Raw genomic sequence first — 26,998 nt, 5'->3', positions numbered from 1 at the left:
TCGCATGAACATCATCGAACCCGGTATCCGTAATCTCGCCACCGCCAAGGACATTCTCCTGACGCCCTACGGTCTCGACGAATCCCTGCTCACTCGCACGCTCGCCGAAATCTTCACGCACAAGATCGATTACGCTGATCTGTACTTCCAGTACACGCGCAGCGAAGCATGGAGTCTCGAAGAAGGCATCGTGAAGTCGGGGAGCTTCAGCATCGACCAGGGTGTCGGCGTGCGCGCCGTGGCGGGCGATCGCACTGCCTTCGCGTATTCGGACGATCTGTCGCCCGAGGCTATCCGTCAGGCAGCGCTCGCCACCCGTTCGATTGCCAAGGCAGGCGGCGGCAAACAGAAGATCAAGGTGGCCTCGTCGCTGACCGGCATTGCCGGTCGCGATCTGTACCTGCCGTCCGATCCGCTGCACTCGCTTGATGCGACCGCCAAGGTCAAGCTGCTCGAGCGCATCGAAAAGATGGCGCGCGGCCGCGATCCACGCATCCAGCAAGTGATGGCAGGCCTCGCCGGTGAATACGACGTGGTGCTGGTCGCGCGCAGCGACGGCGGCTTTGCGGCCGATATCCGTCCGCTCGTGCGCGTGTCGGTCACGGTGATCGCCGAACAGAACGGCCGCCGCGAAATCGGCAGTGGCGGCGGCGGTGGCCGCTTCGACTACGGCTATTTCACTGACGAAGTGCTGTCGGGTTATGTCGACGACGCCGTGCATGCCGCACTCGTGAATCTCGACGCCCGCCCGGCTCCGGCCGGCGCGATGACTGTCGTGCTCGGACCGGGCTGGCCCGGCGTGTTGCTGCACGAAGCGATCGGCCACGGCCTCGAAGGCGACTTCAACCGTAAGGGATCGTCGGCGTTCGCAGGTCGAATCGGTGAGCAGGTTGCGGCCAAGGGCGTGACCGTGGTCGACGACGGCACGCTGCCGAACCGCCGCGGCTCACTGAATATCGACGACGAAGGCAACCCGACCCAGTGCACGACGCTGATCGAAGACGGCATCCTGAAGGGCTACATCCAGGACACGCTGAATGCACGCCTGATGAAGATGCCGGTTACCGGCAATGCGCGCCGCGAATCGTATGCCGCGCTGCCTATGCCGCGCATGACCAACACATACATGCTCAACGGCGACAAAGACCCGCAGGAAATCATCGCGTCCGTGAAGAACGGTTTGTACGCGGTGAACTTCGGCGGCGGCCAGGTCGACATCACCAACGGCAAGTTCGTGTTCTCGGCCTCCGAGGCGTACATGATCGAAAATGGCAAGGTCACCTACCCGGTCAAAGGCGCGACGCTGATCGGCAGCGGGCCGGAATCGCTCAAATTCGTCAGCATGATCGGCAACGACATGAAGCTCGATTCGGGCGTCGGCGTGTGCGGCAAGGAAGGCCAGAGCGTGCCGGTGGGCGTCGGTCAGCCGACGTTGCGTATCGACAAGATGACGGTCGGCGGTACGGCCTGATTTTGATGTAGACGCATACTTCGTGCACATAATGCTCAAAGTATGCGGGTTTACCGCATTTTTGCACCCTGCGGCTTGCCAGCCAAGCCTGCAGGGGTTATAAAGTCACTCACCCTTTTTGACCAGCGACCCAATTTCGCCATGTCCGCCAAGTTTTACTTTTACTTTTTTTGGCATCTCAGACCGCTGGCGGATCGAGAGGGGTGTTAGTGCACGCAAGACACCCAGAATTCACGAAAACCGCCAGCTAGCCTGGCGGTTTTTTTTCGCCTCACGCCTTTGAAATTTTTGCCGTTGAAATCTTTTTGATTGTTGTTCGCCGTGGCATCGCTGCCTGATTGCCGTCTGATCGCAGCCTTCATTGCCCGCGCGAACACGCTACGACCGATTCAGGAGAACAAGCATGCCCCCGCACAACACCGACGATGTCCGCATCCGCGAATTGAAAGAACTCACGCCGCCCGCTCACCTGATCCGCGAATTCGCTTGCGACGAAACGGTGTCCGACGTGATCTACAACTCGCGCAATGCGATGCATCGCATCCTGCACGGCATGGAAGACCGTCTGATCGTCATCATCGGACCGTGTTCGATTCACGATACGAAAGCGGCGATGGAATACGCCGGGCGTCTCGTCGAACAGCGCAAGCGCTTCGCCGGTGAACTCGAAATCGTGATGCGGGTGTACTTCGAAAAGCCGCGTACGACGGTGGGCTGGAAGGGTCTCATCAACGACCCGCACATGGACAACAGCTTCAAGATCAACGACGGCCTGCGCACCGCGCGCGAATTGCTGCTGCGTATCAACGAACTCGGCCTGCCGGCCGGCACCGAATACCTCGACATGATCAGCCCACAGTACATCGCCGATCTGATCTCGTGGGGTGCAATCGGCGCGCGCACGACCGAATCGCAAGTGCACCGTGAGCTGGCATCGGGACTGTCGTGCCCGGTCGGCTTCAAGAACGGCACAGACGGCAACGTCAAGATCGCCGTCGACGCAATCAAGGCCGCCTCGCAGCCGCACCATTTCCTGTCGGTCACCAAGGGCGGCCACTCGGCGATCGTCTCGACCGCCGGCAATGAGGACTGCCACATCATTCTGCGCGGCGGCAAAACGCCGAACTACGATGCGGACAGCGTCAATGCGGCATGCGCCGACATCGGCAAGGCGGGTCTCGCGGCACGCTTGATGATCGACGCGAGCCATGCGAACAGCTCGAAAAAGCACGAGAACCAGATTCCGGTTTGCGCGGACATCGGCCGTCAAATTGCTTCGGGTGACGAACGGATTGTCGGCGTGATGGTGGAATCGCATCTGATCGCCGGCCGCCAGGATCTGCAGGAAGGCTGCGCGCTGACATACGGCCAGAGCATCACGGATGCCTGCATCGGCTGGGATGAAAGCGTCGCCGTGCTGGAAGGTCTCGCCGAAGCGGTCAAGCAACGGCGTGTGGCGCGCGGCAGCGGCAACTAGAAAGTCTCTACGCGCCTCTGCGCGATCGCTGTAGTTGACTCAACGAAAACCCGCCCGTTCCGGCGGGTTTTATTAGCCGAACGGACGAATGGTGCTCCGTGCGCCGCCTCTGTACCGTAACAATTCGTTGCCGGGTCGGATACGACTTGACCAGGCTGGGTGTTGCGTATAATATTTTGTACATGAAAGGTGGCTATGGAGCAGGAAAAAGAAATTCGCTGGATGGGCTCCAGCTATCGCGATTTACTCGCCTTTCCCGAAGAGCCACGTCGGCGGGCCGGATTTCAGCTTGGCAAGATTCAGGCAGGTCTCGACCCAGATGACTGGGAGCCGTTTGATTCGCTCGGCGCTGGAACACGCGAGATTCGCATCAAGGAGGCTGACGGTATTTACCGCGTGATGTATGTCACCAAGTTCGTTGAAGCGTTGTATGTACTGCATTGCTTCCAGAAGAAAACGCAGAAGCTAGGGCCGCAGGATAGAAAGATTGCCGAGATGCGGTACCGCGCCATCATCAATGATAGGAAAACTTAACAAATGACGATCGACACGAAAATCCGTCACGTAACAAAACCCGGCGCAAATCTGTTCCTCGAACTCGGCTTTTCCGCCGAAGAAGCGAAGCGCTTGCACGCCGCTTCGCAAAAACAGATCAACGACACGCGGCTGCTCAAGGAACAGCTGATGACCGAGCTGTCCAGCTGGATCGAGCAACATCATCTGAAGCAGGCCGAGGCGGCCGAGATTCTGATGGTATCGCGTCCGCGCGTGTCAGACGTGGTCAACAAGAAGACCACCAAATTCACTATCGATACCCTGGTCGAAATGATGAGCCGGATCGGCAAGCCGGTCACACTGGCGGTTGGATAAGGTGCACGGCACGTCCGCGCGTGCTTTCACACGTCGCTTGCCGTGCGCCCTTGTTTCACTGCACCACGCCTGAACCGAACACTTCGGTGTGAATCCGCGCCGAATCCACACCGAGCGAGGCCAACGCCTCGCATTGCGCGCGCATGAACGGCACCGGCCCGCAGATGTAGTAATCCGCATCGGGAACGATCACCTTGCCGGCGATTTTCGTGAGGTCGAGGCGGCCCTCGAAGTCGTAGTCGATACCAGCGCGATCGCACGCTTCAATGGCTTCGTAGAACACCGCACGCGTGACGTTGGGATGCGCCGCTACCGTATCGTTCAGCCATTGCCGGAACGCATGCACGCGGCCATTGCGGCAGGCATGCACGAAGGTCACGCTGCGCCCACTCTGGTCGGCGAGTAACGTGGAGAACATCGAGATCATCGGGGTTACGCCCACGCCGCCGCTGATCAGCACCACGGGCGTCGTCTTCTTGCGGTCCAGTGTGAAGTCGCCCACTGGTGCGCTGACATGCACCACCGCGCCCACTTCCACACCGTCGTGCAGGAGGTTCGATACATGGCCGGGCGCCGTATCTTCGCGGCCGGCTTCGCGCTTCACCGAGATACGCAGCCAGTTGCCGTTCGGCGCATCCGACAAGCTGTACTGCCGCGGCTGATCGACGCCGAGTTCATCCACGAAACGCTTCACGCTCAGATATTGGCCTGGCTCGAAGCCGCAGGCCGGTGAGCCGTCGGCGGGCGTCAGATAGAACGAGGTGATTTCATCGCTCTCCACTTCCTTGCGCGCAACCTTGAACGGCCGGAAGCCGCTCCACGCCGCACCTTCGTAAAGCTTGGCCTCTGTGCCGATGAAAATATCCGCAAGCTGCCCATAAGCGACTTCCCATGCGCCGAGCGTCTCCTGATCGACTGCGTCGCCGAGCACATCAACAATCGCGCCTAACAGGTGGCGTCCCACGATCGGATACTGTTCCGGCCGGATATTCAGACTCACATGCTTATGCGCGATGCGTGAGACGGTGGGACCCAGCGCGCCGAGGTTATCGATATTGGCGGCATATGCGTATACCGCCTTCGCCAGCGTCTCCGGTTGATTGCCGCTCTTCTGATGAGTCTGGTTGAACACGTTCTTCAACTCGGGATGGTGCGCGAACATGCGCTTGTAGAAGCGTTTGGTGATGGTCGTGCCGTGCAAGGCAAGCACGGGAACGGTGGCTTTGACGCGGGCGATCTGGTCGGCGGTGAGTGCGGTCATAACGACTTCTCCTTAAAGATGCATTTACAATACATCTTTAAGGAGAAGTTTTATCCCGGACAGATTGTCACAGGCGCTTAAAGGGACTGAAGCGCCGCGTTAGCCGGCGCTACGATCGTGCTGCCACAGCACATCGCTGCCGCCGTCCGCGCGATTGAGCACGCGCGCGAGCACGAACAACAGATCGGACAGCCGGTTCACATACTGGCGCGGCGCCTCATTGACCGCCTCGCTTTCACCAAGCGCGACGATCGACCGTTCGGCGCGCCGGCACACCGTACGGCACACATGCGCAAGTGCGGCTGCGCGCGAGCCGCCGGGCAGAATGAATTCCTTCAATGGCGGCAGGGTGGCGTTGTAGTCGGCCAGCCAGTCGTCGAGTTGACCGAGATGCTTGTCGGTAATCATCGTGTGGCCGGGAATGCAGAGCTCACCGCCAAGATCGAACAGGTCGTGCTGAATCGCGACCAACGCCGCCCGCACCTTGTCGGGCAGCGTTTCGCACAGCAACACGCCGAGATTCGAATTGAGTTCATCGACGTCGCCGATTGCGGCAATGCGCGCGCTGTCTTTGCGCACGCGCCGGCCATCGCCGAGACCGGTGCTGCCGTCGTCGCCCGTACGGGTGGCGATCTTGCTCAAGCGGTTGCCCATGATGTCTCCCATGCATTCATTCAGTAACGATGCGTCTGCGCGGCGCCAGTGAATCCGGTAAGTAAGCCACCAGATCGGTCACCGGGTTATCCATATTGCGCGCATCGTGAGGTCGCCACCATTATAGAAGCGGCAGCCGTCCCCAACGCCGACCCGCGGATGATCGGCGTAAAATGAAGCACAAGCTGTAGAACAGCTCCGCCCCAATATCAGGAGACATGCGTGAATCATCCCGTGCCGCCGGCCCCGCTACGCCGGCCGTTTCCCGCCGAGTTGCTGACTGCCCTCAAAGCCGCCTTCGGCGAACGCGTGTCCACCGCGGAAGCCGTGCGTGCCCACCATGGCCGCGACGAATCACCGTTCGATCCCCAACTGCCCGACGCCGTCGTATTCGTGCGCAATACGGAGGATGTGCAAACCATCGTCCGGCTGTGCGGGCAGTACAACGTCCCGATCATCCCCTACGGCAACGGTTCGTCGCTCGAAGGGCATCTGCTGGCGGTCCAGGGCGGCGTATCGATCGACCTGTCGGAAATGAACCGCGTGTTGTCGATCAACGCCGAAGACCTGACCGTCACCGTCGAACCCGGCATCTCGCGCAAGCAGTTGAACGAAGCACTGCGCGACACTGGCCTGTTTTTCCCGATCGATCCGGGTGCTGACGCGAGCATCGGCGGCATGTCGGCCACGCGCGCCTCGGGCACCAACGCCGTGCGCTACGGCACGATGCGCGAAAACGTACTCGGGCTGACGGTGGTTCTCGCCGACGGCCGCGTGATCAAGACCGGCACGCGCGCGCGCAAGTCGTCCGCGGGTTACGACCTCACGCGTCTGTTCGTCGGCTCGGAAGGCACGCTCGGCGTGATTACCGAAATCACCGTCCGGCTGTATCCGCAACCGGAAGCGGTCTCGGCTGCGGTCTGCACGTTCCCGTCGATGGGCGATGCGGTGCGCGCGGTCATCGAAACGATTCAGATGGGCGTGCCGATTGCACGCGTCGAGTTCGTCGACTCGCTCGCGATCCGCTCGATCAATCGCCATTCGAACCTGACGTTGCGCGAGGCGCCTACGCTGTTCTTCGAATTCCACGGCACCGAAGCCGGGGTGAAAGAGCAAGCCGAACTGGTGCAGGAGCTGGCGGCGCAGAATGCCGGCGAAGGCTTCGAATGGGCAACCCGGCCGGAAGACCGCAGCCGCCTGTGGAACGCGCGCCACAACGCCTATTTCGCGATGCTGCAGCTGAAGCCCGGCTGCCGCGCCGTCACGACCGATGTGTGCGTGCCGATCTCGCGTCTCGCGGAATGCGTGATGGAAACCGAGCAGGATCTGAAGGCATCGCCGCTGCCCTGCCCGATCGTCGGCCATGTCGGCGACGGCAACTTCCACGTCGCGATCCTGATCGATCCGAACAAGCCGGAAGAACTCGTCGAGGCCGAGCGCCTGAACCATCTCATCGTGCAACGCGCGCTACGCATGGACGGCACCTGCACGGGCGAGCACGGTGTCGGTCTGCACAAGATGAACTTCCTGCTCGAAGAACACGGCGAAGTCGCCGTCAACACGATGCGCTCCATCAAACACGCGCTCGATCCGCACAATCTGATGAACCCGGGCAAGATCTTTTCCTGGGCAGCTTGAGGCGTCATCAGCACTCAGCTCAGTTGCAGCACAGCGGCAGCGGCAACGCCTGCTGCCGCACAACCAGGCTTGACCGGGCACGCAGCGTGAAAGACACCAGGAGACAAGTCATATGAACGCACCCGTCGAACTGACGGCCGAAGTTCTCGCCCAGCGCCAGCGCGAAGTCGTGCAGGCGTTGATGGCCGTGCTGCCGAACCACTGTCTGCTGTATCGCGAAGAAGACACCGTTGCCTACGAGTGCGACGGCCTCGCCGCGTACAGGCGTCTGCCGCTCGCGGTCGCATTGCCCGAGACGGAATCGCAGGTCCAGCGCATCGTGCAGATATGTCACCGGCTCGACGTGCCGATCGTGCCGCGCGGCGCGGGCACCGGTTTGTCCGGCGGGGCGATGCCGATTCGGCACGGCGTGGTGGTGTCGCTTGCGCGCTTCCGCAAGATCGTCGAAGTCGACTCGTATGCCCGGACCGCGACCGTGCAACCGGGGGTGCGCAATCTGTCGATATCCGAAGCCGCCGCGCCCTACGGGCTTTACTACGCGCCCGACCCGTCGTCGCAGATCGCCTGCACGATCGGCGGCAACGTCTCCGAGAATTCGGGCGGCGTGCACTGCCTCAAGTACGGCCTTACCGTGCACAACGTGCTGCGTGTTCGCGCCGTGACGATGGAAGGCGACATCGTCGAATTCGGTTCACTCGGGCCTGACGCGCCCGGACTCGATCTGCTCGCGGTGCTGATCGGCAGCGAAGGGATGTTCGCGATCGTCACCGAAGTCACCGTCAAGCTGATCCCGAAGCCGCAAACGGCGCAGGTCATCATGGCCAGTTTCGACGACGTCGTGAAAGGCGGCAACGCGGTCGCCGGCATCATTGCAGCAGGCATCATTCCGGCTGGTCTGGAGATGATGGACAAACCGGCTACGCGCGCCGTCGAAGAATTCGTCAACGCGGGCTACGACCTCGACGCGGCGGCGATCCTGCTGTGCGAATCAGACGGTACGGCTGAAGAAGTGGCCGACGAAATCGTGCGCATGACCGCGGTGCTGCGTGAACAGGGTGCAACCCGCATCCAGATTTCGCGCTCGGAGAATGAACGGCTGCGCTTCTGGTCCGGGCGCAAGAACGCGTTTCCCGCGGCAGGCCGCATTTCGCCCGACTACTACTGCATGGACGGCACCGTGCCGCGCCGCAGTATCGGACCGCTGCTGGCGCGCATCGAAGTCATGGAGAAGAAATACGGCCTGCGTTGCATCAACGTGTTCCATGCAGGCGACGGCAACATGCATCCGCTGATCCTGTTCAACGGCAACGATATGGACGAGTGGCACCGGGCAGAAGCCTTCGGTTCGGACATTCTCGAAACCTGCGTGGAGCTGGGTGGCACGGTGACCGGCGAGCACGGTGTGGGCATCGAGAAAATCAATTCGATGTGCGTGCAGTTTTCGCCCGAAGAGCGCGATGCATTCCATGCGGTCAAACGCGCCTTCGACGCGCCGGGCTTGCTCAATCCCGACAAGGGCATTCCCACCCGCGCGCGTTGCGCCGAGTACGGCAAGATGCATGTGCGCGGCGGCTTGCTGCCGCACCCGGACCTGCCGCGGTTTTAAGACGGCTGATGATGCTGCCGGACCAAGGCGGTTCCGCAGCGTCACATGGCGCGGCCGCCGCCCGGCTCTGCGCCGCCTGTCCACATAGCGGGATCCCGCCCACGACCAGCCCGCCTCCCTGCACGCGCACTCCCCGCCGACGCATCCACAAGCCCCAAGCGCCAAGCGCCTCACCGCTCCCACCCTGATTACCCGATGCGGGTCCGCTCCGGGTTGCCAGCGCGCCGCCGCCCGGTACAATCAATCGAAACACAATGAAGCAGGACACCATGGAAGAGGACGACATCGTCGCCGTTTGGTCTGAACGCGTGCGTTCAGCCAGCGCCGAAGGGCGCACACTGCGCATCCGTGGCGGCGGCACCAAAGACTGGTACGGTCAGACGCTGGAAGGTGACATCCTCGACACGCGCGCTTATCGCGGCATCATCGCCTACGACCCGGCCGAACTGGTCATCACGGCACGCGCGGGCACACCCCTGCTGGAGATCGAGGCCGCGCTCGCCGAACACCATCAGATGCTCGCCTTCGAGCCGCCACATTTCGGGCCGCAGGCGACCTTCGGCGGCTGCATCGCGGCGGGCATCGCCGGTCCACGCCGCCCGTCGGCCGGTGCGGCGCGCGACTTCGTGCTGGGCGCCGTCATCATGAACGGCCAAGGCCAGCCGCTGCATTTTGGCGGCCAGGTGGTGAAGAACGTCGCCGGATACGACGTCTCCCGTTTAATGGCGGGTTCGCTGGGCACCCTTGGGCTGATCCTCGAACTGTCGGTCAAGGTACTGCCGCTGCCGCAGGCCGAAACCACGCTCAAATTCGACATGAACGGCACCGATGCGGTCCGTAAGCTCAACGAATGGGGCGGCCGCCCACTGCCGATCACGGCGAGCGCATGGCGTCACGGCACGCTGGCCGTGCGGATGGCCGGCGCGGAAGCCGCGGTCAAAGCAGCGCGCACGGCGCTCGGCGGCGAAGTTGTCGATGCCGTTGAAGCGGAGCGCTTCTGGGCCGGCCTGCGCGAACAGACCGACTCGTTCTTTGCGGCCATCCCGCCGAAAGCCGCGCTCTGGCGCCTCGCACTGCCATCGATCACCGAGCCGATGCAATTGCCCGGCGCCCAGCTGATGGAATGGGGCGGCGGCCAGCGTTGGTGGATCACCGACACCGATGCGCAAACCGTGCGCATCAGCGCCAAACAGGCCGGCGGCCACGCCACCATCTTTCGTAGCGGCTATGGCTACGACCGCGGCGCAGGCGTATTCACACCGCTGCCCGCACCGCTGATGAAAATCCATCGCGGCCTGAAAACCGCCTTCGACCCGGCCCGCATTTTCAATCGCGGCCGCCTCTACCCCGACTTCTGAGCGACGCGATGCAAACCAACCTCGCGGACTTCATTCGCAACACGCCGGATGGCGACGAAGCCGACGCCATCCTGCGCAATTGCGTGCACTGCGGCTTCTGCACCGCGACCTGCCCGACCTATCAGATACTTGGCGACGAACTTGACGGCCCACGTGGCCGCATCTATCTGATCAAGCAGATGGTGGAAGGCGCGGCGGTCACGCGCAGCACCCAAGTCCACCTGGACCGCTGCCTCACTTGCCGCAGTTGCGAGACGACCTGCCCTTCCGGCGTGCAATACGGCAGGCTGGTCGAGATCGGACGCAAGATCACCGAGGAAAAGGTCACGCGCCCGCTCGGCCAGCGGATGGTGCGCCGGCTGCTCGCGAGCTTCGTGCCGAATAGCGCGCTGTTCACGCCGACCATGCGAATCGGTCAGCATATCCGCCCGCTCCTGCCGAAGAAACTGCGCGACAAGGTGCCCGCGCGCCAGCGTCCGCTCGAATGGCCGACTGCGAAACATCCGCGCAAGATGCTGATGCTCGCGGGCTGCGTGCAACCGTCGATGATGCCGAACGTCAACGTCGCAACGGCACGGGTGCTCGACGCGCTCGGCGTGGAAACGTTGATCGCGCCCGAAGCAGGCTGTTGCGGTGCAATCCGTCTGCACCTGGGCTACAACGACGAAGCGCTCGACGACCTGCGCGCCAACATCGACGCGTGGTGGCCATATATCGAACAGGGTGTCGAAGCGATCGTGATGAATGCGTCAGGCTGCGGCGCGACGGTCAAGGAATACGGGCATCTGCTGCGCAACGATCCCGCGTACGCGGAGAAGGCGCGCCGCGTGACCGAGCTGACGCGCGACGTCGCGGAGATCCTGCCGGAGTTCGAAGAAGCGCTCGTCGCCGTGACACGCCGCCGCGCGATCCATACGGTGGCATTCCATCCGCCGTGCACGTTGCAGCATGGTCAGCAGGTACGCGGCAAGGTCGAACATCTGCTGACGGCGCTCGGCGTGGAAGTGCGCCTGCCCGCCGACAATCATCTCTGCTGCGGCTCGGCCGGGACTTATTCGCTGACCCAGCCCAAGCTCTCGTACGCACTGCGCGACCAGAAGCTCGAGCGGCTGCAGGCGCAGGAGCCGCAGGTGATCGTGTCGGCCAACGTCGGCTGCATTGCGCATCTGCAAAGCGGCACGTCCACGCCCGTCGCGCACTGGATCGAACTGGTGGAGCACATGCTGTCCGCCTGAGGCGATCGATTTTGACGAGAAGCGCGGCACGTGGCTTGCGGTACGTCATCGCAAGTGCGTCCGCCTGTCCCGCAGCGGTATAAAGCGGCACGAGGTGGCGGCGTCCGTATAATTCGATCATCGCCTTTCGCCAGACTTCCGGTTCCGTTCCATGCCCGATCTGATTCACAACCTCGAAGCGGTGCAGCAGCGCATCGCCCTCGCCGCGCAGGTGGCCGGACGCGACCCGCGTTCGATCACCCTGCTCGCGGTCTCGAAGACGTTTCCCGCCGAAGACGTGCGCGGCGCCTACGCAGCCGGCCAACGCGCGTTCGGTGAGAACTACGTGCAGGAATCGATCACCAAGATCGAAGCGCTGGCCGATCTGCGGGCCGCGCTCGAATGGCATTTCATCGGGCCGTTGCAATCGAACAAAACGCGGCCAGTTGCCGAGAATTTCAACTGGGTGCATTCGGTCGACCGTCTGAAGATCGCACAGCGGCTGTCGGAGCAGCGCCCGGACAACCTGCCGCCGTTGAACGTCTGCCTGCAGGTCAACGTTAGCGGCGAAGCGTCGAAAAGCGGTGCGAGCATTCCTGAGGCCGTCGAGGTCGCGCAGGCAATCGCCGCGCTGCCGAAGCTGAATCTGCGCGGACTGATGGCGATTCCAGAGCCGGCCAGCAGCATCGAAGAACAGCGCGCACCGCATCGCCGACTGCGTGAACTGTTCGAACGTCTGCGTAACGACGGCCTCGAACTCGATACGCTCTCGATGGGCATGTCGAGCGACCTCGAAGCCGCCGTGCTGGAAGGCGCGACTATTGTGCGCGTCGGCACGGCGATCTTCGGTGCGCGCGATTACTCTCACTGACCGTTTCAGACCTTTCCCTTCTCGACACCTCACGGCACTTCTTTCGGAACATCATGAAAATTGCTTTTATCGGCGGTGGCAATATGGCCGCCGCGTTGATCGGCGGTCTTATCAAGCGCGGCGTCGCGCCCACTGATCTGTGCGCAATCGACCCCAACGAAGACGCGCGCCAACGCAATGAGCAGCAATTCGGTGTCAAGACCGGCGCGGCCGCGGACGCCGCGCTCGCGTCGTATGACGCCGTCGTGCTGGCGGTGAAGCCGCAGATCCTGAAGAGTGTCGCCGAGGCACTGGCGCCGCATCTGACGGCGTCGCAACTGGCGATTAGCATCGTCGCGGGTATTCGCATGGATGACATGTCGCGCTGGCTGAATGGCCACGCACGCATCGTACGTGTGATGCCGAATACGCCGGCGCTGATCGGCATGGGTGTCACGGGCCTCGTCGCGACCGGCAGCGTCGACGAAACCGGCCGCGCGCTCGCGTCGCAGGTGCTGGGCGCAGTTGGCGAAACCGTCTGGTTCGACGACGAAGCGAAGATCGACGCTGTCACCGCGATTTCGGGCAGTGGCCCTGCTTACGTGTTTTATTTCATCGAGGCGCTGCAGGAAGCCGCGCGTCAACTCGGTATGGATGAAGCGCAAGGCCGCGCGCTGGCGGTCGCGACGTTCACCGGCGCGGCACAATTGGCCGCGAATTCGGACGAGCCGCCGAGCCTGTTACGCGAACGTGTGACGTCGAAGGGCGGCACCACAGCCGCCGCGCTGGCCTCGTTCGAAGCGAGCGGGATCAAGGATGCGATCGTACGCGGCGCGCTTGCCGCCAATGCGCGCGCCAAGGAAATGGGCGACGAGTTCGGCAAGCTGTAAGGGCGGTCTGAAGTCCGCGCTCAGCAGTCAGGAGCCGAGTGACCCCGACGGACGCACTGCCTCGAATCGAACCGAGGCGGCGTCCGCAGCGCTAGAGAACCGCAGAAGAACTAAAACGAAGCCACTGCGTAATGCGCTGCGATACCGACAAACAGCGCGCCGCCCAACCAGTTGTTATGACGGAATGCCGCGAAACACGCCATGCGCTCGCGATTGCGGATCAGCGTGTAATGATAGATTGCGCAGCCCACCGCTGCCGCCCATCCCAGCCAATACAACACGCCGAAGCCGAGCATCACGCCGATGCCGACGTAAATCCCCAGCGTCGCCGCATAGCACAGCATGATCGCCGCCACGTCGAAGCGGCCGAAGGTTAGCGCCGACGTGCGGATGCCGATCTTGATGTCGTCGTCGCGATCGACCATCGCGTATTCAGTGTCGTACGCAACCGACCAGAACACATTGGCCAATAGCATGACCCAGGCCAGCATCGGCACGTGATCCTGAATTGCGGCGAACGCCATCGGAATGCCGAAACCGAACGCAATGCCTAGATAAGCCTGCGGAATCGCAAAGAAGCGCTTCGTGAACGGATACGAACCGGCGACGAACAGCGCAGCCACCGACAACTCCTTCGTCAGCGTATTCAGCGGCAGAATCAGCAAAAAGGCCAGCAGCGACAAGCCGGCCGCCAGCGCCACCGCTTCCCATGCCTTGACCTTGCCCGATGTGATCGGCCGGTTTTCCGTGCGCTTCACGTAGCGATCGAAATCGCGATCCGCGTAGTCGTTGATCGCACAACCCGCCGAGCGCATCAGCACGGTACCCACCGTGAAAATCACCAGCAGCGGCCATGACGGATGGCCGTCGGACGCAATCCACAGCGCATTGAGCGTCGGCCACAGCAGCAGCAGGCTGCCGATCGGCTTGTCCATGCGCACGAGGCGCAGATACAGGGGAAGTCGGGCGAACATGGGCGGATTCGGTGAAGTGCAGACGGTGCCGCTATTTTACGGGATGCGGACCGCAGTCGGCCTTCAGGCGGGGTGAAGCTGACCTGCTGGGGGCCAAAACCGAGGCCGCAACCGCAGTCGGGCCTTGAGCTACAGCTGAATCCGGATCCAGCGCCGCAAAAAACAAAGCCTCCCGCAAAGGGAGGCTTTGTTTGTGTTGCCACTCAACTCAATCCAACGCGCAAGCGCCGCGCTGAAATCCCAGGCACAACGCCCGGAACGCTAAAGCAAGCATTTAAGCCAGCATCGAGCGCAGCATCCACGCGGTTTTTTCGTGCGTTTGCATGCGTTGCGTCAGCAAATCAGCGGTCGGCTCGTCGTTGGCGGCTTCCGTCGACGGGAAAATCGCGCGCGCGGTACGCACCACGGCTTCCTGGCCTTCCACCAGTTGGCGGATCATGTCTTCCGCGGCCGGCACGCCGTCAGCTTCCGGAATCGACGACAGCTTCGCGAATTCCTTGTAGCTGCCCGGCGCATGCACGCCCAGTGCACGGATACGTTCAGCGATCGAATCGACCGCGAGCGACAACTCGTTGTACTGCGTTTCGAACATCAGATGCAGCGTGTTGAACATCGGACCCGTCACGTTCCAGTGAAAGTTGTGGGTCTTCAGGTAAAGCGTGTAGGTGTCGGCGAGCAGTCGCGACAGACCTTCTGCAATCTTCTTGCGATCCTTGTCGCTGATCCCGATATTGACGTGCTGTACGGCTTCTTTCTTGGCCATGATGACTCCTTTGAAGAGTGATACGAACCGGTCGGTAGAGTGACGGCGTGCGGATAGCAAACCCGGCACGCCGAACGCCCGCCAGTTTAGCTTAGAAAGCAGCTGCGTTCGTGTGACGCGTGGTCGCTTACCGCACCCGCAGTCTCGCGTTCAATCACGCACCCAATGCATGTTGCACGGCTTGCGCAACGATCACCACGAGTCCGCTCGAGACGATCGCGAATCCCACAGCTTTGCGCAGCGTCAATACGTACTGCCGTTGCTTGCCGCGCGCGGCCGACGAGCCGCCAATGGTGGACATCATCATCTGGATCATGATCGTGCTTCCTCGATTCGTATCAATACCGGCGGGGCGCCGATGCGCCCTGCCCTGCTGCATCAACTCACTTCAACTGCTCACTTCTTGCCGCCTTCAGCGAGCTCGGCCATCGCGGCGATCACGCCTTGCGCATAGGCCGGATCAGCACGGCGGAAATGCTCGATCTGACGCGCGACGATCTCTTGCGGCACACCGTTGATATGGCGTGCGATGTTGCCGAACAGCCGCTGACGCTGTGCCGCATCGAAGAGCGCAAACAACATGCCCGGCTGCGTGTAGTAGTCCTCGTCCTCGCGATGCTCGTAACGATCGACCGTACCCGCTGCGAGCGGCGGCTCCGCTGCATTGGCGTCCTGCGCGAAGTCGCCGAAGCGATTCGGCTCGTAGTTCACATTGCCGCCGAGGTTGCCGTCCGTGCGCATCGCGCCGTCGCGATGGAACGAATGGTGAACCGGGCAACGCGGGGCATTCACCGGAATCTGATGGTGATTGACGCCGAGGCGATAGCGCTGCGTGTCGCCATACGAGAACAACCGGCCTTGCAACAGACGGTCCGGCGAGAAGCCGATACCCGGCACCACGTTGGCGGGCGTGAACGCCGCCTGCTCCACATCCGCGAAATAGTTCGCCGCGTTGCGATTCAATTCGATCGTGCCGACGTCGATCAGCGGGTAGTCCTTCTGCGACCACACCTTCGTGATGTCGAACGGATTGAAGCGATAGTTCGCGGCTTCCGCTTCCGGCATCACCTGAATCGCAAAACGCCATTTCGGGAAGTTGCCTGCTTCAATGCTCGTGAGCAGATCCTGTTGCGCGCTTTCACGGTTCTGTGCCACCACTTGCGCCGCTTCTGCATCGGTAAAGTTCTCAATGCCTTGCATCGACTTGAAGTGGAACTTCACCCAGAAACGCTCGTTGTTCGCGTTGATGAACGAGTACGTGTGCGAGCCGAAGCCGTGCATCTGGCGGAAGTTCTGCGGAATGCCACGATCGCTCATCAGGATGGTGACCTGATGCAAAGACTCCGGATGACGCGACCAGAAATCCCATGCCGCGATATTGCTGCGCATGTTGGTGTACGGGTCACGCTTTTGCGTATGGATGAAGTCTGGGAACTTCAGCGGATCGCGGATGAAGAACACTGGCGTGTTGTTGCCGACCACGTCCCAGTTGCCCTCTTCCGTGTAGAACTTGATCGAAAAACCGCGCACGTCGCGTTCCGCGTCGGCGGCGCCGCGTTCTCCCGCCACCGTCGAAAAGCGCATGAAGAGCGGCGTGTCCTTGCCGACCTGGGCGAACACTTTCGCCTTTGTGAAACGCGAGATGTCGTGCGTGACCTTCAGCGTGCCGAATGCGCCCGAACCTTTGGCGTGAACGCGGCGTTCCGGAATCACTTCGCGATCGAAGTGAGCGAGTTTTTCGAGCAGCCAGACGTCTTGCAGGACGACCGGACCGCGCGCGCCGGCGGTCATCGAGTTCTGGTTGTCGGCGATGGGTGCGCCGGCTGCATTGGTGAGCTTACGTTCGGACATGCGGGACTCCTGAGTGGCTTTGATCGGAAACGGAATGCGGGGAAGAGGTGCGGCGCGCTGATGCCTACGGCTTATGCGGACAGGGCCCGATCGACCAGCAAGGACAATGCAACCGTGCCCATGCCGCGCACCGACGTGGCGAAAGTGCCGGTGCTGCCAGTGGTTATGCGGGCGGGTTGAGCGACGACGATTGGGACTTGCTGCGAGTTCGGCTGCGTCATGATTTCCTCCGGGTCTGATGGGATCGGGCGATCCATGGAGGAAACTATAACAACGCTATCGAATTAACGTGTTTGATTAATTTTATCTATTCGATAGGGAGTGCGCCTATTGCCGCCTTGAATGCCGCCGGACCGGCCGCAAAGGGTGCGCGGCGGCCCGGCTTGGGCGCGGGTACGGCCGGTCAGTTGACGGCGACAGGCAGATCGAGCTTTTTGACGCCCGTCAGATCGCAGGCGTTGATCGCGTCGCAGACGGCGTCGATCGCGGGCGTCCGCGTGAAGCTCTTGCGCCAGGCAAGCACCACACGGCGATCCGGCACCGGTTCGTCGAAGGCGACGTAGCTGAGCAGGCCGGCGTCGATACCGCCGGCGTGCGGCTTGACCTCGTGCACCGACATGCGCGGCAGCACGGTAATGCCGACGCCGCTCGCCACCATATGACGGATGGTTTCCAGTGACGAACCTTCAAAGGTCTTCTGGATGCCGTCCGCGTTCTGCGAGAAGCGCATCAGCTCCGGGCAGACGCCCAGCACATGGTCGCGGAAGCAGTGGCCGCTGCCAAGCAGCAGCATGGTTTCCTGCTTCAGATCCTCGGCGTCGATCTTCGCGCGGTTTTCCCACGCGTGACCGGAGGGCAGTGCAACGACAAACGGTTCGTCATAGAGTGGGCGCTGCATGAGACCCGTTTCCGCGAACGGCAGCGCCATGATGGCGACGTCGATTTCGCCCTGCTTGAGCAGTTCGATCAGCTTGACCGTGTAATTTTCCTGCAGCATCAGCGGCATCTGCGGGACGCGCTTGATCATCTGTTTGACGAGCGTAGGCAGCAGATACGGCCCGATCGTGTAGATGACGCCGAGGCGCAACGGCCCGACCAGCGGGTCTTTGCCCTGTTTCGCGATCTCTTTGATGGCGAGCGTCTGTTCGAGAACGCGCTGCGCTTGCGTGACAATCTGTTCGCCGATCGGCGTGACACTGACTTCGCTGGTGCCGCGCTCGAAGATCTGTACGTTGAGCTCGTCTTCAAGCTTTTTGATGGCCACCGACAAGGTCGGCTGGCTAACGAAACACGCTTCGGCGGCCCGGCCGAAGTGCCGTTCGCGGGCAACCGCGACGATGTATTTCAATTCGGTGAGCGTCATTGGGGGACCAATCAGTGCGATGAGTTCGATAGGTTCTAGTTATACACCTATAGGGTCGGTTCGCCAACCTTTTGGTCCTTTGGCGGCCGGATAGACGGGCGTGTCTGCCGTCAAGGAGCCATCCTCAAGCCTTCAGATACTGCTCCCGCGCCCCGAGCCAGCGGGCTAGATGCTGCATCACCACGTCCGGATAAGTCGCGAGCAAAGCCGCGGCGGCCTCTCTGGCCGGCTCGATGAGCCACTGGTCATTCTGGAGATCGGCAAACCTCAACATGGCCGCGCCCGACTGCCGGGCGCCAAGAAACTCTCCCGGACCGCGAATCTCAAGGTCGCGCCGCGCAATTTCGAATCCGTCAGTCGTCTCGCGCATGGTCTGCAAGCGCGCCCGCGCCGTCATCGACAGCGGACCGGTATAGAGCAACACGCAGACCGAAGCCGCACTTCCGCGCCCCACCCGTCCGCGCAACTGATGCAACTGCGCGAGACCGAACCGCTCGGCATGCTCGATCACCATCAGCGACGCATTCGGCACATCGACACCCACTTCGATCACCGTCGTCGCCACCAGAAGCTGCACTTCGTTGCGCGTGAACGCATCCATCACCGCGGCCTTCTCCGCCGGCGCGAGACGTCCGTGCACCAGCCCGACGTTCAATTCGGGCAACGCGGCCACCAGCGTCTCGTAGGTCTCCACCGCGGTCTGCAACTGCAAGGTCTCGCTTTCCTCGATCAGCGGACACACCCAGTACACCTGGCGCCCCGTCAACGCAGCCTCGCGCACGCGGCCGATCACCTCTTCGCGTCGCGCGTCGGAGACGAGCTTGGTCAGAATCGGTGTGCGCCCAGGCGGCAATTCGTCGATGGTCGAAACGTCGAGGTCGGCGTAGTAGGTCATCGCCAGCGTGCGCGGAATCGGCGTCGCGGACATCATCAATTGATGCGGCTGGAAATCGCGCGCCCCATCGGCGGCGTTCCGCGCCTTGGCGCGCAAGGCAAGACGCTGCGCCACGCCGAAGCGATGCTGTTCGTCGACGATCACCAACCCCAGCCGTGCGAACTCGACTGCGTCCTGGATGATCGCGTGCGTACCGATCACAAGCTGCGCCGTACCAAGCGCCGCCGCCTCGATTGCGGCGCGCTTTTCCTTCGTCTTCAGACTGCCGGCGAGCCACGCGACGCTTACTCCGAGCGGCTCCAGCCAGCCGCGCAATTTGCGCGCGTGCTGTTCGGCGAGAATTTCGGTCGGCGCCATCAGCGCGGCCTGGTAGCCGGCGTCGATCGCTTGCGCCGCGGCCAGAGCGGCCACAATCGTCTTGCCACTGCCCACGTCACCCTGCAACAACCGCTGCATCGGATGAGGCTGCGTCAAATCGAGCGCGATCTCGCCGCCCACGCGCTCCTGCGCCGCGGTCAGCGAAAACGGCAGCGCCTTCAGCAAACGTGCCACCAGCGCTCCTTCGTCGCCCAGCTTACGGCGCGGCATCGCCGGCGCCGCACGCGTGCGGCGCTCGTCATGGGCGCGCTTCAACGACATCTGCTGCGCCAGCAATTCCTCGAACTTGATCCGCACCCACGCCGGATGCGTGCCGTCGATCAGCGCAGTTTCGTCGGACTGGGCGCCCGGATGATGCAGCGTGCGCACCGCCTCCATCAGCGCCGGCACGCCGAGCGGCTGCAAATAAGCTTGCGCGATCGGCTCGGGCAGCAACTCCGGCAACGAGGTGCGCGACAACGCGTTGTCGATCGATTTGCGCAGATATGCCTGTGTCACGCCCGCAGTGCTCGGATAGACCGGGGTCAGCGCCTGCGGCAGCGGCGTGTCTTCGTCGACCACGCGCACCGCCGGGTGCACCATCTCCATGCCGAAGAAACCGCCGCGTACATCGCCGCGCACGCGCAGCCGCGCGCCGATCGCCATCTGCTTGACCTGCGAGCCGTAGAAATTCAGAAAGCGAAGGACGAGTTCGTCGCCGGCGTCGTCGCGCAGTTTCACCAGCAACTGGCGGCGCGGGCGATAGGCAATTTCGTTGTCGAACACCACGCCTTCCGTTTGCGAGATGCCACCCGGCAGCAGATGCCCGATCGGCGTCAGCGAGGTCTCGTCTTCGTAGCGCATCGGCAGATGCAGCACCAGATCGATGTCGCGCGTGAGGCCGAGTTTGGCGAGCTTGTCGACGGGTTTGGCCGCAGGCTTCGCGCCGGCTTCAGCAGCAGGCTTCCTGGTGGCTTTGCCCGCGGGTTTGCCGGCAGGCTTGTCGCCGAATGGGTCAACCATCTCACCTTCACGCGCGGCCTTGTCGCTCTCCGGCGCGACACCTCCGCCGACGTCGTTCAGCTCAGCCGCCGCTGCTTTGCCCCGCGAGACGCGGCGCTTCGGCTCGGCGCTCACTTCATCGGTAGCAGAGGGCAATCGGCGTTCGGACAAAGGCATGGGTTGCTTCGCAAGTACAATATCGGCTGTCAAAGGTATCGCCGCCAATCAGCGCGCGGGCACGCGGGCCGCTCCGGCGTCCCGCAATCATAGCCGCCCGGCTCCGGCTTCGGCTCAATTCAGTCCCAATTCGCTTCCAGTCGTCCGCATGTTTACGCTTTCCGATTTCGATTTCGATCTGCCGCCCGAGCTGATCGCGCAAGTCGCGCTGCCCGAGCGCAGCGCCAGCCGTCTGCTCGAAGTGGCCAACACGGCCGGCGCGACCGACGCCGCGCGCCTGATCGACCGCCGCTTTGCCGAGTTACCCGAGTGCATCGCGCCCGGCGATCTGCTGGTCTTCAACGATACCAAAGTCCTGAAGGCGCGCTTCCTCGGCCAGAAGGCCAGTGGCGGCAAGATCGAAGTGCTGGTAGAGCGTCTGACGGGTGAGCGCACCGCCCTCGCGCAGATCCGCGCGAGCAAGAGCCCGCAGCCGGGCACCACGATCCGTCTGGCCGACGCGTTCGACGTGACGGTCGGCGAACGCGTCGAGCCGTTCTACACGCTGCATTTCCCGGACGACTGCCTCACGCTGATCGAGCAATTCGGCCGGCTGCCACTGCCGCCGTACATCGAACACGACCCCGACGCGACCGACGAAACCCGCTACCAGACGGTGTTCGCGCAAAACCCGGGCGCGGTGGCTGCGCCCACCGCCGGCCTGCATTTCGACGACGCGCTGCTCGCGCGGCTCGACGCCCGCGGCGTAGAGCGCGCAACGCTGACACTGCACGTCGGCGCCGGCACCTTCCAGCCGGTGCGGGTGGAGAATCTGGCCGAGCACAAGATGCACAGCGAGTGGTATCACCTGCCGCAATCGCTCGCCGACAAAATCGCGGCGACGCGTGCGCGCGGCAACCGCGTGATCGCCGTTGGCACGACGTCGATGCGCGCACTCGAAGCCGCCGCACGCGATGCGGACACGGCCGGACGCCCGCTCGGTGCAGCCAGCACGGAAACCGACATCTTCATCACGCCGGGCTACACATTCCGCGTGGTCGACCGGTTGGTGACGAATTTCCATTTGCCGAAGTCGACATTGCTGATGCTGGTGTCGGCGTTCGCGGGCGTCGAGACGATTCGCGAGGCTTACCGCCACGCGATCGAACAGCGTTACCGCTTCTTCAGCTATGGCGACGCGATGCTGCTCACGCGCCGCGACGCTTGAACCGTTTCGTGTCGCACGGCGATATCCCGTGCGATAGCGTTGCGCGACGGCAGCGCGCGCGGTAGTCTGCCGCTCCTTGCTACGTTGATGTAGCGGCAGTCGTTGCTGACCTCCTGCGCCCACGTGCAGCGGCAGATCGGCGCCGCATCTCAAGTTTTCTTTACCCAGCCGCCGTGGCCTACCCGGCGGCGTTCATCATTTGCGCCGGACTGTCCTCCGGTGGCACAGGAGTCCCCATGACCGACGGTCATACCCACGATACAAGCGGTACCTGCAATACCTGCGCAAGCACCCCCTCGCGCCCTGACAACGGCCTCAAATTCGAACTGCTCCGCACCGACGGCCAGGCCCGCCGCGGTCGCGTCACGCTGAATCACGGCGTGGTCGAAACGCCAATCTTCATGCCGGTCGGCACCTACGGCACCGTGAAAGCGGTCCAGCCGCGCGAGCTCGAAGAAATGCACGCGCAGATCATTCTCGGCAACACCTTCCACCTGTGGCTGCGCCCGGGTCTGGAAACGATCGAGGCGCACGGCGGCCTGCATGGCTTCATGGGCTGGAAGAAGCCAATCCTGACAGACTCGGGTGGTTTTCAGGTGTTTTCGCTCGGCGATCTGCGCAAGATCACCGAAGATGGCGTCACGTTCGCATCGCCGATCAACGGCGACAAGCTCTTCCTGTCGCCCGAAGTGTCGATGCAGATCCAGAAGGTGCTGAACTCGGACATCGTCATGCAGTTCGACGAATGCACGCCCTACGCGACCAACAACGTGCCGACTTCGCATCAGGAGGCGGCCGATTCGATGCGCATGTCGATGCGCTGGGCCAAACGCTCGATCGACGAATTCAACCGCCTCGGCAATCCGAACGCGTTGTTCGGCATCGTCCAGGGCGGCATGTTTGAAGACCTGCGCGACGAGTCGCTGGCGGGCCTCGCGGAGATGGATTTCCACGGTCTCGCAATCGGTGGCCTGTCAGTCGGTGAGCCGAAAGAAGACATGATGCGTGTGCTGAACCATATCGGCCCGAAGTTGCCGGCCGACAAGCCGCACTACCTGATGGGCGTCGGCACGCCGGAAGATCTGGTGGCGGGCGTGGCCGCCGGCGTCGACATGTTCGACTGCGTGATGCCGACCCGCAACGCGCGCAACGGCTGGCTCTTCACCCGTTTCGGCGACATCAAGATCCGTAACGCCGCGCATAAGAACTCGCTGCGCCCGCTCGACGAGCAATGCGGTTGCTACACCTGCCGAAATTTCACCCGTGGCTACCTGCACCATCTGCATCGTGTAGGGGAAATCCTCGGTGCGCAGTTGAACACGATTCACAACCTGCACTACTACCTCGAGCTGATGCAGGAAATGCGCGACGCGATCGACGCAAAACTGTTCGAGCCCTTCCGCAAGCGCTTCCACGAGGACCGCGCGCGCGGCATCGATTAGCCGGCATTTGGGAATCAGCTGACGAATTTGCCAGAGGAATCCGTCGGCTTCGCGCGGAAAACCTTACAATTAACTTTCGCGCACGGCAAAAAAGGCTTTAAACGGTTGATCGCAAAGCCGATTCGCCGCGCCGACCCCTGTCTGGCCGGTGGTAGAATAACCGGCTGATTTTTTTGATCGTTTTGACTTATAACGGAGAGACCAACGTGTCGTTCATTTCCAATGCCTTCGCCCAAGGCACAGCAACTGGTGGCATTGAATCGAACCTGATGAGCTTCCTGCCGCTGATCCTGATGTTCGGCGTGCTGTACTTCATCATGATTCGCCCGCAAATGAAGCGCCAGAAGGAACATCGCAACATGCTTTCCGCAATGGCCAAGGGCGACGAAGTGGTCACGAACGGCGGCATCGTCGGCAAGGTGACCAAGGTGGGTGAAGCTTACGTCGGCGTCGAAATCTCGGAAGGCACGGAAATCACCGTGCAAAAAGCGTCGGTCACGACGATTCTCCCGAAGGGCACGATCAAGTCGCTGTAAGGCCTGCTCTCTCGCGTCCGGCGCGGCCTCGCCGGCGGTTCTCGCAGAACAACGCTGAACTGCCCGCGCTCATCGCCGGACGCATCGCTTCCAAGCCAACCTTCCCGTTGGACCACTCATGAATCGTTACCCCCTCTGGAAATACGCCGTGATGCTGGTGGCTCTGGTCATCGGCCTCGTGTACACCCTGCCCAATCTGTTCGGCGAAGCGCCGGCGGTGCAGGTGTCGAGCGGCAAGGCAACGGTCAAGCTCGACTCGACCACGCTGTCGGCAGTCGAAACGGCGCTTGCCGCCAATCAGATCAAGCCTGACGAAGTCACGTTCGACAATTCGTCGACCAACGCGAACATCCGCGTGCGGCTCCTCGACACCGACACGCAATTGCGCGTGAAGGACCTGCTGCAGAAGTCGCTGAACAGCGACCCGACCGACCCGCAATTCATCGTCGCACTGAACCTGCAAAGCGCGTCGCCGCGCTGGCTGACCGCCCTGCATGCGCTGCCGATGTACCTCGGTCTGGACTTACGCGGTGGCGTGCACTTCCTGCTGCAGGTCGACATGGCCGGCGCGCTCAACAAGAAGCTCGACTCCGACGCATCGGATGCACGCACCATGCTGCGTGACAACAACATCCGCGACGGCGGCGTGAACCGCGTCAACCAGACGGTGGTGATCAATTTCGCCGACCAGGCCACGGCAGACGCGGCATCCAAGCAACTGGGCCGCGGCATCGGCGAACTCCAGTGGGCCTCGCAAGCGAACCCGGACGGCGGTGTGCAACTGGTCGGCACGTTCACGCCGGCGGTGCAGAAAGCCGTGCAGGACGCTGCGCTCAAGCAGAACATCACCACGCTGCATAACCGCGTGAACGAACTCGGCGTGGCCGAGCCGGTGATCCAGCAGCAAGGCTCGGACCGTATCGTCGTCGAACTGCCGGGTGTGCAGGACACGGCGAAGGCAAAGGACATCATCGGCCGCACGGCAACGCTCGAAGCGCGCCTCGCCGACCCGGTGAACACGCATCCGAATCCGTCCGATCCGGTGCCGCCGGGTGACGAACTGTTCACCCAAGGCAACCAGACGCCCGTGCTGCTGCGCAAGCAGATCATCTTCACGGGTGACCGCATCATCGACGCGTCGGCAGGTTTCGACGAACATCAGCGTCCGTCGGTCAACATCCGTCTGGATTCGGCCGGTGGCCGCGCGGTGCGCAGTGTCTCGCGCGACAACATCGGCAAGCCGATGGCGATGGTGCTGTTCGAAAAGGGCAAGGGCGAAGTGCTGACGGTGGCGACCATCCAGTCGGAACTGGGCGACCGCTTCCAGATCACCGGCCAGGCCACGCCGCAAGGCGCTGCTGACCTCGCGCTGCTGTTGCGCGCCGGTTCGCTCGCCGCGCCGATGGACATCATCGAAGAACGCACGATCGGCCCGAGCCTCGGTGCGGACAACATCAAGAAGGGCTTCCACTCGGTGGTGTGGGGCTTCGTGGCAATCGCCGTCTTCATGATCGCGTACTACATGCTGTTCGGCGTGATCTCGATGATCGGCCTGTCGGTCAACCTGCTGCTGCTGATCGCCGTGCTGTCCATGTTGCAGGCCACGCTCACCTTGCCGGGTATCGCCGCTATCGCGCTCGCGCTTGGTATGGCGATCGACGCGAACGTGCTGATCAACGAACGGGTGCGCGAAGAACTGCGCCACGGCGCGCCGCCGCAACTGGCGATCCAGAACGGCTACGCGCACGCATGGGCGACGATTCTCGACTCGAACGTCACCACGCTGATTGCCGGCCTCGCGCTGCTCGCCTTCGGCTCCGGCCCGGTGCGCGGCTTCGCGATGGTTCACTGTATCGGCATCTTGACCTCGATGTTCTCGGCTGTGTTCTTCTCGCGTGGCCTCGTGAACCTCTGGTACGGCGGCAAGAAGAAGCTCAAGTCGCTGGCCATCGGTCAGGTGTGGCGTCCGCAGCCGGAAGGCATCGATGGCGCTGCCGCCTACCTCGGCAACGAAGATGCCGCGACCGACACAGCGCGAGCCGTCGCCGCGGCAAGCGCCAAGCCCAAGGCCAAAGCTGCGGCCCAGGCGCGTACCAAGCCGACTGTGCGCCGTCGCGACGCGTCGGGTTCGTCGAACACGCCGCAGAAACCGGGTTCATCCCGCTGAGTCCCGGAGAACAAGACCATGGAATTTTTCCGTTTTCGCAAAGACATTCCGTTCATGCAGCGTGCGTTGCTGTTCAACGCAATCTCGCTGCTGACGTTCGTCGCTGCTGTGTTTTTCCTGCTGCATCGCGGGCTGCATCTGTCGGTGGAATTCACCGGCGGTACCGTCATCGAAGTGCAGTATCCGGGTGCTGCGCCGCTTGAACCGGTGCGTGGCACGCTCAACAAGCTCGGCTATCCCGATGCGCAAGTGCAGAACTTCGGCACCTCGCGCGACGTGCTGATCCGTCTGCCGCTCAAGCAGGGCTACACGTCGGCTCAACAGAGCGACCAGGTGATGGGCGCGCTGAAAGGCCAGGATCCGCAGGTGCAATTGCAGCGTGTGGAGTTCGTCGGCCCGCAGGTCGGCAAGGAACTCGCTACCGACGGCCTGCTCGCGCTGGCCTGTGTGGTGGTCGGCATCGTGATCTACCTGTCGTTCCGCTTTGAGTGGAAATATGCAGTGGCCGGCGTGATCGCCAACTTGCACGACGTGATCATCATTCTCGGCTTCTTCGCGTTCTTCCAGTGGGAGTTCTCGCTGTCGGTGCTGGCTGCGGTGCTCGCGGTGCTCGGCTACTCGGTGAACGAATCCGTCGTTATCTTCGACCGGATTCGCGAGACCTTCCGCCGCGAACGCAAGCTGACCGTGATCGAGGTGATCAACCACGCGATCACCAGCACCATGTCGCGCACAATCATCACCCACGGCTGTACGCAGATGATGGTGCTGTCGATGTTCCTGTTCGGCGGCCCGACGCTGCACTACTTCGCTCTGGCGCTGACGGTCGGTATTCTGTTCGGTATCTACTCGTCGGTGTTCGTGGCCGCAGCGCTCGCCATGTGGCTCGGCGTCAAGCGCGAAGATCTGGTGAAGGACAAGAAGGAACGCACCGATCCGGACGATCCGAACGCGGGCGCGCAAGTCTGAGCTTGC

25 protein-coding genes are annotated in these 26,998 nt (G+C 62.5%); 15 read left to right on the top strand and 10 right to left on the bottom strand.

Annotated elements, in window-relative coordinates:
* Window positions 1–4: 4 nt before the first annotated feature.
* Window positions 5–1,471: a metalloprotease TldD gene (gene tldD / locus PQQ86_RS02535; RefSeq protein ID WP_408264681.1), complete on the top strand. Its 1,467-nt coding sequence runs from the start codon at window positions 5–7 to the stop codon at window positions 1,469–1,471.
* A 206-nt stretch (window positions 1,472–1,677) separates the two neighbouring features.
* Here tldD and PQQ86_RS02530 read toward each other — a convergent pair whose 3' ends face one another.
* Window positions 1,678–1,833 (bottom strand): hypothetical protein, encoded by a 156-nt coding sequence (locus PQQ86_RS02530; protein ID WP_408264679.1) that lies wholly within the window; start codon window positions 1,831–1,833, stop codon window positions 1,678–1,680.
* A 41-nt stretch (window positions 1,834–1,874) separates the two neighbouring features.
* Between PQQ86_RS02530 and aroG the strand changes: the two genes are divergently transcribed.
* The 3 genes from aroG to PQQ86_RS02515 all read left to right on the top strand — a co-directional run bounded on the left by aroG (window position 1,875) and on the right by PQQ86_RS02515 (window position 3,818).
* A complete protein-coding gene (aroG, locus tag PQQ86_RS02525) occupies window positions 1,875–2,948 on the top strand; it encodes a 3-deoxy-7-phosphoheptulonate synthase AroG (RefSeq protein WP_172175315.1) in 1,074 nt (357 codons plus the stop codon).
* A gap of 195 nt (window positions 2,949–3,143) precedes the next feature.
* Entirely contained in the window at window positions 3,144–3,482 is a 339-nt protein-coding gene (locus tag PQQ86_RS02520; RefSeq protein WP_408264677.1) for a type II toxin-antitoxin system RelE/ParE family toxin, read from the top strand.
* A 3-nt stretch (window positions 3,483–3,485) separates the two neighbouring features.
* Entirely contained in the window at window positions 3,486–3,818 is a 333-nt protein-coding gene (locus PQQ86_RS02515; protein ID WP_063494819.1) for a helix-turn-helix domain-containing protein, read from the top strand.
* Between the two features lie 55 nt (window positions 3,819–3,873).
* Here the strand turns inward: PQQ86_RS02515 and hmpA are convergent, their stop codons facing one another.
* Together hmpA and PQQ86_RS02505 are read right to left on the bottom strand one after the other, a co-directional pair.
* Window positions 3,874–5,079, bottom strand: coding sequence for an NO-inducible flavohemoprotein (hmpA, locus tag PQQ86_RS02510; RefSeq protein WP_408264675.1), 1,206 nt, complete (start codon window positions 5,077–5,079; stop codon window positions 3,874–3,876).
* 99 nt (window positions 5,080–5,178) lie between these two features.
* On the bottom strand, window positions 5,179–5,733 hold the full coding sequence (locus PQQ86_RS02505) for a cob(I)yrinic acid a,c-diamide adenosyltransferase (protein WP_097393522.1): 555 nt from the start codon (window positions 5,731–5,733) through the stop codon (window positions 5,179–5,181).
* A 222-nt stretch (window positions 5,734–5,955) separates the two neighbouring features.
* Between PQQ86_RS02505 and PQQ86_RS02500 the strand changes: the two genes are divergently transcribed.
* The 6 genes from PQQ86_RS02500 to proC all read left to right on the top strand — a co-directional run bounded on the left by PQQ86_RS02500 (window position 5,956) and on the right by proC (window position 13,289).
* Window positions 5,956–7,371, top strand: a complete 1,416-nt coding sequence (locus PQQ86_RS02500; RefSeq protein WP_408264672.1) for an FAD-linked oxidase C-terminal domain-containing protein — start codon at window positions 5,956–5,958, stop codon at window positions 7,369–7,371.
* A gap of 112 nt (window positions 7,372–7,483) precedes the next feature.
* Window positions 7,484–8,977 carry an FAD-linked oxidase C-terminal domain-containing protein gene (locus tag PQQ86_RS02495; RefSeq protein ID WP_093644629.1) on the top strand — a complete coding sequence of 498 codons (1,494 nt, stop codon included), beginning with the start codon at window positions 7,484–7,486 and terminating at the stop codon, window positions 8,975–8,977.
* A 269-nt stretch (window positions 8,978–9,246) separates the two neighbouring features.
* On the top strand, window positions 9,247–10,335 hold the full coding sequence (gene glcE, locus PQQ86_RS02490) for a glycolate oxidase subunit GlcE (protein ID WP_408270025.1): 1,089 nt from the start codon (window positions 9,247–9,249) through the stop codon (window positions 10,333–10,335).
* An 8-nt stretch (window positions 10,336–10,343) separates the two neighbouring features.
* On the top strand, window positions 10,344–11,570 hold the full coding sequence (gene glcF / locus PQQ86_RS02485; RefSeq protein WP_408264670.1) for a glycolate oxidase subunit GlcF: 1,227 nt from the start codon (window positions 10,344–10,346) through the stop codon (window positions 11,568–11,570).
* A 151-nt stretch (window positions 11,571–11,721) separates the two neighbouring features.
* Window positions 11,722–12,420: a YggS family pyridoxal phosphate-dependent enzyme gene (locus tag PQQ86_RS02480; RefSeq protein WP_408264668.1), complete on the top strand. Its 699-nt coding sequence runs from the start codon at window positions 11,722–11,724 to the stop codon at window positions 12,418–12,420.
* A gap of 53 nt (window positions 12,421–12,473) precedes the next feature.
* On the top strand, window positions 12,474–13,289 hold the full coding sequence (proC, locus tag PQQ86_RS02475; protein WP_408264666.1) for a pyrroline-5-carboxylate reductase: 816 nt from the start codon (window positions 12,474–12,476) through the stop codon (window positions 13,287–13,289).
* 110 nt (window positions 13,290–13,399) lie between these two features.
* Here proC and ubiA read toward each other — a convergent pair whose 3' ends face one another.
* The 7 genes from ubiA to recG all read right to left on the bottom strand — a co-directional run bounded on the left by ubiA (window position 13,400) and on the right by recG (window position 20,671).
* Window positions 13,400–14,263, bottom strand: coding sequence for a 4-hydroxybenzoate octaprenyltransferase (gene ubiA, locus PQQ86_RS02470; protein WP_408264664.1), 864 nt, complete (start codon window positions 14,261–14,263; stop codon window positions 13,400–13,402).
* Window positions 14,264–14,537: 274 nt separating this feature from the next.
* Window positions 14,538–15,026 carry a Dps family protein gene (locus PQQ86_RS02465; RefSeq protein WP_097391341.1) on the bottom strand — a complete coding sequence of 163 codons (489 nt, stop codon included), beginning with the start codon at window positions 15,024–15,026 and terminating at the stop codon, window positions 14,538–14,540.
* A 154-nt stretch (window positions 15,027–15,180) separates the two neighbouring features.
* Window positions 15,181–15,342 carry a hypothetical protein gene (locus PQQ86_RS02460; protein ID WP_179839251.1) on the bottom strand — a complete coding sequence of 54 codons (162 nt, stop codon included), beginning with the start codon at window positions 15,340–15,342 and terminating at the stop codon, window positions 15,181–15,183.
* 80 nt (window positions 15,343–15,422) lie between these two features.
* Window positions 15,423–16,877 carry a catalase gene (locus tag PQQ86_RS02455; protein ID WP_408264662.1) on the bottom strand — a complete coding sequence of 485 codons (1,455 nt, stop codon included), beginning with the start codon at window positions 16,875–16,877 and terminating at the stop codon, window positions 15,423–15,425.
* A gap of 71 nt (window positions 16,878–16,948) precedes the next feature.
* Window positions 16,949–17,098, bottom strand: coding sequence for a hypothetical protein (locus PQQ86_RS02450; RefSeq protein ID WP_408264660.1), 150 nt, complete (start codon window positions 17,096–17,098; stop codon window positions 16,949–16,951).
* Between the two features lie 182 nt (window positions 17,099–17,280).
* Window positions 17,281–18,240 carry a LysR substrate-binding domain-containing protein gene (locus PQQ86_RS02445; RefSeq protein WP_408264658.1) on the bottom strand — a complete coding sequence of 320 codons (960 nt, stop codon included), beginning with the start codon at window positions 18,238–18,240 and terminating at the stop codon, window positions 17,281–17,283.
* 124 nt (window positions 18,241–18,364) lie between these two features.
* Window positions 18,365–20,671: an ATP-dependent DNA helicase RecG gene (gene recG, locus PQQ86_RS02440; RefSeq protein WP_408264656.1), complete on the bottom strand. Its 2,307-nt coding sequence runs from the start codon at window positions 20,669–20,671 to the stop codon at window positions 18,365–18,367.
* Between the two features lie 148 nt (window positions 20,672–20,819).
* Between recG and queA the strand changes: the two genes are divergently transcribed.
* From queA to secF, 5 genes are all read left to right on the top strand, one after another.
* On the top strand, window positions 20,820–21,878 hold the full coding sequence (queA, locus tag PQQ86_RS02435; protein ID WP_408264654.1) for a tRNA preQ1(34) S-adenosylmethionine ribosyltransferase-isomerase QueA: 1,059 nt from the start codon (window positions 20,820–20,822) through the stop codon (window positions 21,876–21,878).
* Window positions 21,879–22,114: 236 nt separating this feature from the next.
* Entirely contained in the window at window positions 22,115–23,320 is a 1,206-nt protein-coding gene (tgt, locus tag PQQ86_RS02430; protein ID WP_408264652.1) for a tRNA guanosine(34) transglycosylase Tgt, read from the top strand.
* 206 nt (window positions 23,321–23,526) lie between these two features.
* Window positions 23,527–23,856: a preprotein translocase subunit YajC gene (gene yajC, locus PQQ86_RS02425; RefSeq protein WP_035562406.1), complete on the top strand. Its 330-nt coding sequence runs from the start codon at window positions 23,527–23,529 to the stop codon at window positions 23,854–23,856.
* A gap of 118 nt (window positions 23,857–23,974) precedes the next feature.
* A complete protein-coding gene (gene secD / locus PQQ86_RS02420) occupies window positions 23,975–26,023 on the top strand; it encodes a protein translocase subunit SecD (RefSeq protein ID WP_408264650.1) in 2,049 nt (682 codons plus the stop codon).
* An 18-nt stretch (window positions 26,024–26,041) separates the two neighbouring features.
* On the top strand, window positions 26,042–26,992 hold the full coding sequence (secF, locus tag PQQ86_RS02415; protein WP_408200984.1) for a protein translocase subunit SecF: 951 nt from the start codon (window positions 26,042–26,044) through the stop codon (window positions 26,990–26,992).
* Window positions 26,993–26,998 lie beyond the last annotated feature (6 nt).

Source organism: Paraburkholderia sediminicola (assembly GCF_046026675.1).
In the GTDB taxonomy this organism is placed as follows: Bacteria; Pseudomonadota; Gammaproteobacteria; order Burkholderiales; family Burkholderiaceae; genus Paraburkholderia; species Paraburkholderia sediminicola_F.
The sequence above is the reverse complement of the archived record's forward strand: the minus strand, read 5'-3'. Positions and strand labels throughout refer to the sequence as shown.

Excerpts from the sequence above, each read along its gene's own strand:
- glcF (WP_408264670.1), top strand. The coding sequence starts at position 10,344 with ATGCAAACCAACCTCGCGGACTTCATTCGCAACACGCCGGATGGCGAC.
- tgt (WP_408264652.1), top strand. The coding sequence starts at position 22,115 with ATGACCGACGGTCATACCCACGATACAAGCGGTACCTGCAATACCTGC.
- PQQ86_RS02520 (WP_408264677.1), top strand. The coding sequence starts at position 3,144 with ATGGAGCAGGAAAAAGAAATTCGCTGGATGGGCTCCAGCTATCGCGAT.
- tldD (WP_408264681.1), top strand. The coding sequence starts at position 5 with ATGAACATCATCGAACCCGGTATCCGTAATCTCGCCACCGCCAAGGAC.
- PQQ86_RS02495 (WP_093644629.1), top strand. The coding sequence starts at position 7,484 with ATGAACGCACCCGTCGAACTGACGGCCGAAGTTCTCGCCCAGCGCCAG.
- PQQ86_RS02515 (WP_063494819.1), top strand. The coding sequence starts at position 3,486 with ATGACGATCGACACGAAAATCCGTCACGTAACAAAACCCGGCGCAAAT.
- recG (WP_408264656.1), bottom strand. The coding sequence starts at position 20,671 with ATGCCTTTGTCCGAACGCCGATTGCCCTCTGCTACCGATGAAGTGAGC.
- secD (WP_408264650.1), top strand. The coding sequence starts at position 23,975 with ATGAATCGTTACCCCCTCTGGAAATACGCCGTGATGCTGGTGGCTCTG.
- PQQ86_RS02455 (WP_408264662.1), bottom strand. The coding sequence starts at position 16,877 with ATGTCCGAACGTAAGCTCACCAATGCAGCCGGCGCACCCATCGCCGAC.
- PQQ86_RS02460 (WP_179839251.1), bottom strand. The coding sequence starts at position 15,342 with ATGATCCAGATGATGATGTCCACCATTGGCGGCTCGTCGGCCGCGCGC.
- PQQ86_RS02450 (WP_408264660.1), bottom strand. The coding sequence starts at position 17,098 with ATGACGCAGCCGAACTCGCAGCAAGTCCCAATCGTCGTCGCTCAACCC.
- PQQ86_RS02530 (WP_408264679.1), bottom strand. The coding sequence starts at position 1,833 with ATGAAGGCTGCGATCAGACGGCAATCAGGCAGCGATGCCACGGCGAAC.
- PQQ86_RS02465 (WP_097391341.1), bottom strand. The coding sequence starts at position 15,026 with ATGGCCAAGAAAGAAGCCGTACAGCACGTCAATATCGGGATCAGCGAC.
- secF (WP_408200984.1), top strand. The coding sequence starts at position 26,042 with ATGGAATTTTTCCGTTTTCGCAAAGACATTCCGTTCATGCAGCGTGCG.
- hmpA (WP_408264675.1), bottom strand. The coding sequence starts at position 5,079 with ATGACCGCACTCACCGCCGACCAGATCGCCCGCGTCAAAGCCACCGTT.
- proC (WP_408264666.1), top strand. The coding sequence starts at position 12,474 with ATGAAAATTGCTTTTATCGGCGGTGGCAATATGGCCGCCGCGTTGATC.
- PQQ86_RS02505 (WP_097393522.1), bottom strand. The coding sequence starts at position 5,733 with ATGGGCAACCGCTTGAGCAAGATCGCCACCCGTACGGGCGACGACGGC.
- ubiA (WP_408264664.1), bottom strand. The coding sequence starts at position 14,263 with ATGTTCGCCCGACTTCCCCTGTATCTGCGCCTCGTGCGCATGGACAAG.
- PQQ86_RS02480 (WP_408264668.1), top strand. The coding sequence starts at position 11,722 with ATGCCCGATCTGATTCACAACCTCGAAGCGGTGCAGCAGCGCATCGCC.
- aroG (WP_172175315.1), top strand. The coding sequence starts at position 1,875 with ATGCCCCCGCACAACACCGACGATGTCCGCATCCGCGAATTGAAAGAA.
- queA (WP_408264654.1), top strand. The coding sequence starts at position 20,820 with ATGTTTACGCTTTCCGATTTCGATTTCGATCTGCCGCCCGAGCTGATC.
- glcE (WP_408270025.1), top strand. The coding sequence starts at position 9,247 with ATGGAAGAGGACGACATCGTCGCCGTTTGGTCTGAACGCGTGCGTTCA.
- PQQ86_RS02445 (WP_408264658.1), bottom strand. The coding sequence starts at position 18,240 with ATGACGCTCACCGAATTGAAATACATCGTCGCGGTTGCCCGCGAACGG.